Consider the following 6,480-nt stretch of genomic DNA (forward strand, 5'->3'; position numbering starts at 1 on the left):
TGTGTTTAATCGGAAGCCGGCGAAAAGGGGCTGTGAACGCCGGCCCGCCTGACTGAAGTTCCGCGCGTCGCGAACTGCGGATACCCATGGCTGGGACCGCGTGCACGGCGGCGGTACCCGGTGGACCGACCGAAACGGAACGCAATCCCGCTGCCGCCCGGGCGGTGGAGGCGCGGATCGACGGCTCTTGACCTTGATCAACGCCGTATTGCTGCACCGCCGTAAGTTGTAACCTGAGGTCCGCCCCCGAAGCCCCGCGGGAGTGGCCTGCCGTTGCCGGCCTTTGCCGGCACCTTTTCGCAGGACCTTCCGCGGGCGCGTCTGCACGCCGAAAGGTGTCCTGTCATGAAGCGTACGCTTGTCATCCTCCTGGCCCTTCTTGCCGTCGTCGGTGCGGGAGGTGCGGGCGCCTGGTACATGGCGAGCCGCAGCCGCGCCCTGCCGCCGGGCTTCGCCTCCGGCAATGGCCGCATCGAGGCGACGCAGGTGGATGTGGCCACCAAGGCCGCCGGCCGCGTGCTCGACGTTCTCGCGGAGGAAGGCGACTTCGTGCAGCAAGGCCAGGTGGTGGCCCATATGGATGTGGCGGAGACCGCCGCCGCCCTGCGCACCGCCGAGGCGCAGGCCACCCAGGCCCACCAGTATCGCGACACCGCCACCCATGTGGTGGAGCAGCGCAAGGGCGAGCTGGACCTCGCCGCCAAGGAGCTGGAACGGCAGCAGACCCTGGTCGCCAAGGGCTTCGCCACCGAGCAGAAGGTGGACCAGTACCGCACCACCAGGCTCACCGCTCAGGCGGCGCTGGCGGCGGCGCAGAGCAGCCTTGCGGCCAGCGAATCCGCCATCCGCGCCGCCGAGGCGGAGGTGGAGCGCCTGACCCGCATGGTGGCAGACGGCACGCTCACGGCGCCGAAGTCCGGCCGCGTCATCTACCGTCTCGCCGAGCCGGGCGAGGTGCTGGGCGCGGGCGGCAAGGTGCTCACCTTCATCGACCTCTCCGATGTCTACATGACCATCTTCCTGCCCGCCTCCGACGCCGGCGCCATCACCCTCGGCGCCGAGGCGCGGCTGCTGCTGGAGCCCCTGCCCGACCGCGCCGTTCCGGCCGCCGTCTCCTTCGTGTCGGCGCGGGCGCAGTTCACCCCCAAGCAGGTGGAGACCCAGCGCGAGCGCGACCGCATGATGTTCCGCGTGAAGCTGCGCGTCGCCCGCCCGCTGGTGGAGAAATATCTGGAGCAGGTGAAGACCGGCGTGACCGGCGTCGGCTATGTGCGGATGGACCCCAAGGCGCAGTGGCCCTCCTGGCTCCAGTCCGACCTCGTGGGCGAGGCCACCCGGTGAGCGAGGAGCCAGTGAGGGAGGAGCCGGTGAGGGAGGACCCGGCGGGCGGCGGGGCGGACATCCCCCGCGCCGGCGCCATCTCCACCGACGCCCCGGCCGCAAGTGCCGCCGCGGCGAGCCCGGCGGGCGCCGCTGCCGTCCATCTGGCCGGCATCCGCCACCTCTACGGCCACGCCGTCGCGGTGGAGGGGCTGGACCTTTCCATCGCGCAAGGCGCCTCCGTGGCGCTGGTGGGGCCGGACGGGGTGGGCAAATCCACGCTGCTGGGCCTTATCGCCGGGGCCAAGCGCATCCAGCACGGCAAGGTGCAGGTGCTGGGCGCGGATTTTTCCGACCGTCGCGCCCGTGAGGCGAGCCAACCGCGCATCGCCTTCATGCCGCAGGGGCTGGGGCGCAACCTCTATCCCAACCTCACGGTGGCGGAGAACATCGCCTTCTTCGCCCGCCTGTTCGGCGAGGAGGCCGAGGCCAAGGGCGCGCGCGCAGCGCCGCTGCTCGCCGCCACCGGCCTTGATCCCTTCGCCGACCGGCTCATGCGCAAGCTGTCCGGCGGCATGAAGCAGAAGCTGGGCCTGTGCTGCGCCCTGGTCCACGACCCCGACCTGCTGCTGCTGGATGAGCCGACCACCGGCGTCGATCCCCTCTCGCGCCGCCAGTTCTGGGATTTCATCGAGACCATCCGCGCCGCCCGCCCCGGCCTCACCCTGCTGGTCGCCACCGCCGACATGGAGGAGGCCGCCCGCTTCGAGCGGGTGGTCATGGTGGATGCCGGCCGCGTCCTCGCCGACGGCAGCCCGGCGGAGCTGCTGGCTCGCACCGGCCAGCCCAACCTCGAGCGCGCCTTCATCTCGCTTTTGCCGGAAGGCCGGCGCGGCGACGGCGACGGCTCGGAGCACATCGAGGCCATCGCGGCGGACGCGCCCATCGCCATCGAATCGCGCGGCCTCACCCGGCAGTTCGGGGATTTCGTCGCGGTGGACCATGTGAGCTTCAAGATCCGCAAGGGCGAGATCTTTGGCTTCCTCGGCTCCAATGGCTGCGGCAAGTCCACCACCATGAAGATGCTCACGGGCCTGTTGCCCGCCTCCTCCGGGGAGGCGCTGCTGTTCGGCGTCGAGGTGGACCCCACCGACATCGAGACGCGCCGGCGCGTGGGCTATATGAGCCAGGCCTTCTCGCTCTATGGCGAACTTTCCGTCCGCCAGAACCTCGACCTGCACGCCCATCTGTTCTCCCTGCCGGAAGAGGAGGCGCACCGGCGCATCGCCGAGCTGGTGCGCGCCTTCGACCTTGCCCCCCACCTCGACGCCCTCGCCGACGGCCTGCCCCTGGGCGTGCGCCAGCGCCTGTCGCTGGCGGTGGCGGTGCTGCACGAGCCGGAGGTGCTGATCCTCGACGAGCCCACCTCGGGCGTGGACCCGGTGGCCCGCGACAATTTCTGGGATCATCTCCAGCGCCTGTCGCGGGAGGAGGGCGTCACCATCTTCGTCTCCACCCACTTCATGGGCGAGGCGGAGCGCTGCGACCGCATCTCCTTCATGCATGCGGGCAAGGTGATCGCCACCGGCACGCCGCAGGCGCTCAAGGAGGAGAAGCAGGCGGCGACGCTGGAAGAGGCCTTCGTCGCCTATATGGAGATGGGCGGCCGCGCGGCGCAGAGCGAAGCCCGCCTGCCGCCCCCCGCACCGAGGGCCGCCGGCCGGCCCGCCGCCTTCTCCCTGCGCCGCCTCGGCGCCTATGCCTGGCGCGAGACGCTAGAGCTGAAGCGCGATCCGGTGCGGCTCGCCTTCGCGCTTTTGGGCACGGCGTTCCTCATGATCATCTTCGGCTACGGCATCACCCTCGACGTGGACAAGCTGCGCTTCGCCGTGCTCGACCGCGACCAGACGCCGGAAAGCCGGACCTATGTGGACGGCTTCGCCCACTCCCCCTACTTCCTCGTGCAGCCGCAGCTTACCGACCCGGCCGACCTCGACCGGCGGCTGAAATCCAACGCCATCGCCTTCGCCATCGAGCTGCCGCCCAACTTCGGGGCCGACCTGCGCTCGGGGCGGCCCACCGAGGTGCTGGTGACCATCGACGGCGCCATGCCGTTCCGCGCCGAGACCATCCAGGGCTATGTGGCGGCGGTCCACGCCCGGTTCCTGTCGGACGCCGCGCAACAGGCGGGGCAAACCCTGTCGACCGCAGCAACGCTGGAGATGCGCTATCGCTACAACCAGTCGTTCCGCAGCCTCGATGCCATGGTGCCGGCCACCATCGCCCTCATGCTCATCTTCATTCCGGCCATCCTCACCGCCCTGGGGGTGGTGACGGAGAAGGAGCTGGGCTCCATCACCAATCTCTACGTCACGCCGGTCACCAAGCTGGAATTCCTGCTGGGCAAGCAACTGCCCTATGCGGGCGTCGCCTTCTTCAACTTCTTCGTCATGGTGCTGATGGCGCTGTTTTTGTTCGGCGTGCCGCTGAAGGGCTCGTTCCTCGGCCTCGCTTTGGGCGCGCTGGCCTATGTGCTCGCCACCACCGCCATCGGCCTCGTCTCCTCCACCCTCACCAACACCCAGGTGGCGGCCCTGTTCGGCACCGCCATCGGCACCATGATGCCCGCCACCCAGTTCTCCGGCATGATGCAGCCGGTGGCGACGCTGGAGGGTGGGGCGTGGGTGCTGGGCACCTTCTTCCCCACCACCTATTTCATGCGCATCAGCGTCGGCGCCTTTACCAAGGGACTGGGCTTCGTCGAACTCCTGCCCTTTGTGCTCGCCACCGCCGCCTTCTGGCCGGCGCTGCTGGGGCTGGCCTTCCTTATCCTGCGCAAGCAGGAGGCCTGAGATGGCGGCGCCCTCCCCTCCCCCGCACCCGAGCGCGATCCAGAGCCCGCCGCGCTGGCGCGCCTTCCTCGGCAATGTACGCGAGCTGGTGGTGAAGGAACTCATCAGCCTGTGGCGCGACCGGGCGCTGCTGGTGCTGGTGGTCTATTCCCTCACCCTCGCCATCGTGCTCCAGGCCAACGGCATGAAGCACGACCTGAACCGCGCCACGGTTGGCGTGGTGGACGAGGACAATTCCACCCTCTCCAACGCCATCCTCGACGCCCTGCTGCCGCCGCGGTTCCAGCGCCCGGTGCCGCTCGCCCCGCAGCAGGTGGACCCCGGCATGGATGCGGCGCGCTACACCTTCGTGATCAACTTTCCGCCCGACTTCCAGGCGGACGTGCTGGCCGGCCGCGCGCCCGCCGTGCAGCTTCTCATCGACGCCACGTCGCTGATGCAGGCGGGCCTCGGGGCCAACGACATCTCCTCCATCTTCCAGGAGGAGGTGAACCGCTTCGTGCTGCGGCATTCGGAAGGGGTGGCGAGCCCGGTGGAGCTTCAGGTCCGGGTCGCCTTCAACCAGGGGCTGGAATCGTCCTGGTTCACCGGCACCATGGGGCTCATCACCAACATCACCATGCTGTCGGTGCTGCTGGCCGGCGCCGCCCTCATCCGCGAGCGCGAGCACGGCACGCTGGAGCACCTGCTGGTGCTGCCGGTGCGCCCGTCCGAGATCATGCTGGCCAAGATCCTCGCCAATGGCGCGGTGATCCTCGCCGGCTCCGCCTTCAGCATCGTGGTGGTGCTGAAATGGGGGCTCGGCATGGGGATCGCCGGCTCCATCCCGCTGTTTCTCGCCGGCGCGGCGCTCTATCTGTTCTTCACCGCCTCGCTGGGCATCTTCCTCGGCACCCTGTCCGGGTCCATGCCGCAGTTCGGTCTGTTGTTCTTCCTCACCGTCCTGCCCATGAACATGCTGTCCGGCGGCTTCACCCCGCTGGAGAGCATGCCGCAATGGCTGCAGGTGGTGATGCAGGCCTCGCCCTCGACCCAGTTCGTGGCCTTCGCCCAGGCCATCCTCTATCGCGGGGCGGGGATCGAGACGGTGTGGCCGCGCTTTGCGGCCACCTTCGGCATGGGGGTGCTGTTCTTCGCCGTGGCGCTGGCGCGCTTCCGCGTCTTCCTCGCCGCCCAGCAATAGGGGAGACGGGCCGCAGCCCCGCTCAGATGTAGTCCACGAAGGAGGACAGGGCTTCCCGGGAGAGATCACGCATCTGCGCGAGGGTGTAGGTGTCGAGCACGGTGCCGATGGCGTCGCGCACCTGCACCATGAGCATGCGTACCTCGCAGGTGGCCACGTCGCAGTCCTCGCACACTTCGTAGGCATTGCGGCTGGCGCAGGGGAAGGGCGCGAGCGGCCCGTCGAGGGCGCGGATCATCTCGCCCACCACGATATCCTCCGGCGCCTTGGCGAGGCGGTAGCCGCCGAGCTTGCCCTTCTTGGAGGACAGGAAGCCGGCATTGCGCAGTTCGCCAAGGATGACGTCGAGGAATTTCTTCGGGATATTGTTGGCCTCGGCGATGTCGGCCACCTGCGTGGACCCGCCCGGCGGCAGGCGCGCCAGGTGGACCGCGGCCTTGAGACCGTACTTTCCTTTTTTCGTCAGCATGCTGGGCCCTCTTTCGGGCTTATGCGGATGTGCACGGCGACAGTCAACCGGCAGGCGTGTGTAAAATCGGGGAGCGAGCGGGCGGAACGGCGCATCACCCCTCCTGCGGACCGTCCTTCATCTCGTGGCGGGCCATCAGCGGGGCTTGGGCCATGGCGAAGGCGAAGGTGAGCGGGAGGTAGCCGAAGGTCTTGAACGCCACCCAGCTGTCCGTGGACACGGAGCGCCACACGATCTCGTTGAGCACCGCCATAACGAGGAAGAACACGCCCCAACGGATGGTGAGGACCCGCCAGCCTTCGTCGGTCAGCTTCACCATGCCGTCGAACACGTAGGGCAGGAGCGGCTTCCTGAAATAGAGCCCGCCCAGAAGCAGCACGCCGAACAGGGCATTCACCATGGTGGGCTTGAGCTTGATGAAATGGTCGTCCTGAAGCCACAGGGTGAGGCCGCCGAACACCATCACCACCAGCGCCGACACCAGCGGCATCACCGCGATGCGCCGCGCCAGCACCCACATGGCGGCCAGCGCCGCCAGCGTGGCCACCATGAACACGCCGGTAGCCACATAGATGCCGCCATAGCCGTTGGCGGCGAAGAACAGCACCAGCGGGCCGAGTTCGAGGCCGATCTTCAGCAACGGGCTCATCTTGGGG

At 68.7% G+C, this 6,480-nt stretch carries 5 protein-coding genes; 3 read left to right on the plus strand and 2 right to left on the minus strand.

The features are described from left to right. Positions 1-345 precede the first annotated feature (345 nt). From K9U41_RS01255 to K9U41_RS01265, 3 genes are all read left to right on the plus strand, one after another. On the plus strand, positions 346-1,341 hold the full coding sequence (locus tag K9U41_RS01255) for an HlyD family secretion protein (RefSeq protein WP_282639034.1): 996 nt from the start codon (positions 346-348) through the stop codon (positions 1,339-1,341). A gap of 77 nt (positions 1,342-1,418) precedes the next feature. Further along, on the plus strand, positions 1,419-4,172 hold the full coding sequence (gene rbbA, locus K9U41_RS01260; RefSeq protein ID WP_432715710.1) for a ribosome-associated ATPase/putative transporter RbbA: 2,754 nt from the start codon (positions 1,419-1,421) through the stop codon (positions 4,170-4,172). 1 nt (position 4,173) lies between these two features. Beyond that, positions 4,174-5,355 carry an ABC transporter permease gene (locus tag K9U41_RS01265; RefSeq protein WP_282639035.1) on the plus strand — a complete coding sequence of 394 codons (1,182 nt, stop codon included), beginning with the start codon at positions 4,174-4,176 and terminating at the stop codon, positions 5,353-5,355. A 22-nt stretch (positions 5,356-5,377) separates the two neighbouring features. Here the strand turns inward: K9U41_RS01265 and K9U41_RS01270 are convergent, their stop codons facing one another. After that, positions 5,378-5,824 (minus strand): RrF2 family transcriptional regulator, encoded by a 447-nt coding sequence (locus tag K9U41_RS01270; RefSeq protein ID WP_149576354.1) that lies wholly within the window; start codon positions 5,822-5,824, stop codon positions 5,378-5,380. A gap of 94 nt (positions 5,825-5,918) precedes the next feature. Then, complete coding sequence (locus tag K9U41_RS01275; protein WP_282639040.1) at positions 5,919-6,473, minus strand: septation protein A; 555 nt, start codon at positions 6,471-6,473, stop codon at positions 5,919-5,921. Between the last annotated feature and the right edge of the window lie 7 nt (positions 6,474-6,480).

Origin of the sequence: Xanthobacter autotrophicus, assembly GCF_029991245.1 — a bacterium.
Taxonomy (GTDB): Bacteria; Pseudomonadota; Alphaproteobacteria; order Rhizobiales; family Xanthobacteraceae; genus Xanthobacter; species Xanthobacter autotrophicus_C.